This is a genomic window from Vibrio sp. YT-17 (assembly GCF_033337375.1).
GTDB lineage: Bacteria > Pseudomonadota > Gammaproteobacteria > Enterobacterales > Vibrionaceae > Vibrio > Vibrio alginolyticus.
The window spans coordinates 1-1,262 of the sequence record NZ_JAWOQP010000116.1 but is presented as its reverse complement, the minus strand read 5'-3'; the positions used below and the strand labels follow the sequence as shown (position 1 = coordinate 1,262).

Below are 1,262 nucleotides of genomic sequence, written 5' to 3'. Positions count from 1 at the left end.
AAAACAATAGGCTATCCACTATTGATCTTGAGATATGGTTGCACTAATCGACGAATGTTTACTTTTGCACCGATTCGAGCGGCGAGCAAATACATGCCACCAATTTTTCGGTGCAAGAATATGGCATCGGCTGGTGGGGTATGCCAAGAATCTTGCTCCATACTCAGAATTGTTCCAGCTTCTCGCAGTTTTTGCGCCAGTCCGCTGGCTTTAAAGTCATAAGCTTCATCAATTAGCATGGGTTCGCATGCCATTTTGACCAAATCTAAAATCGCCATTCTCTGTTCTGGTTTGATGCTTTGGGCGAAAAAGCCTATTTGCTCTAAAGCATCGTTGAGCCCTTGTTCGTCATCGTTCACGACAGATGAAAAGGCTTGGCGATAACCGGAACTAAAACGTTCACTGTATTCGCGAGTTGCGCCAAAATCTAACAGCCCGATTTGTTTACTTTGTTCAAGATAGAGGTAGTTTGCGAAGTTTGGATCGGTTTGCACCATCTTGAATTCAAACAGTTCTTTAAACAGCAGTTCCAACAAATTGTGCATTACAAAGTCGCGAGTTTCTTGGTCGTAGTTTGCGATTTTCTCTATGGGCGTCCCTTGAATGAACGCCATAGCCAGAACGGATTGGGATGAAATTTCCGGGTAGATTTTTGGTACCACAAAATGCGGATGGCCTTGTAGAGCCTCGTGATATCTACAGGCAAACTGAGCTTCTCGCTCATAATTGGCTTCGTCGTGCAGCTGTTTTTTCGCCTCTTCCAACAGTCCTTTATAGTCAACAGACTCAGGGATAAGGCCAACAATTTTCAAAAGCGTACCGACATTATCGACGTCGCTGTCGATGCTCTTTCTGATACCGGGATATTGCACTTTTACTGCCAAATTATCGCCAGCATCGCTGTAGGCTTGGTGAACTTGCCCTATGGATGCACTCGCAATAGGTTTGAAGTTGAAAGCAAGAAACGCGGATTTCCACTGTTCACCAAGTGCATTTACCATCACGCTGTTGAGCTGCTTTGATGGCATTGGATCGGCGTTTGAACGCAATCTGGCCAAAATCTCGGCCAACTCCGGTTCTAGAATGTCTCCCGCATCCATCGACAGCATTTGCCCAAGTTTCATCGCTGCGCCGCGTAAGTGCGCCAGTTGATCGGTCAGCCGTGCAATATTTTGAGGGGTGAGCAAAAGGTCTTTCGCTTTCGGTCGGTTGCCTTTGGCGATTTGCTTGGTGCCTTCAGCAATAACATTGCCCGCAACTCT

General features: G+C 46.2%; 1 protein-coding gene. It reads right to left on the bottom strand.

Translation table 11 applies throughout. The annotated features are described in order from the left end of the window. Nucleotides 1-11: 11 nt before the first annotated feature. Nucleotides 12-1,262: AarF/ABC1/UbiB kinase family protein (locus tag R7F67_RS24285; RefSeq protein WP_318057472.1), on the bottom strand; the 1,251-nt coding region annotated here is incomplete at its 5' end.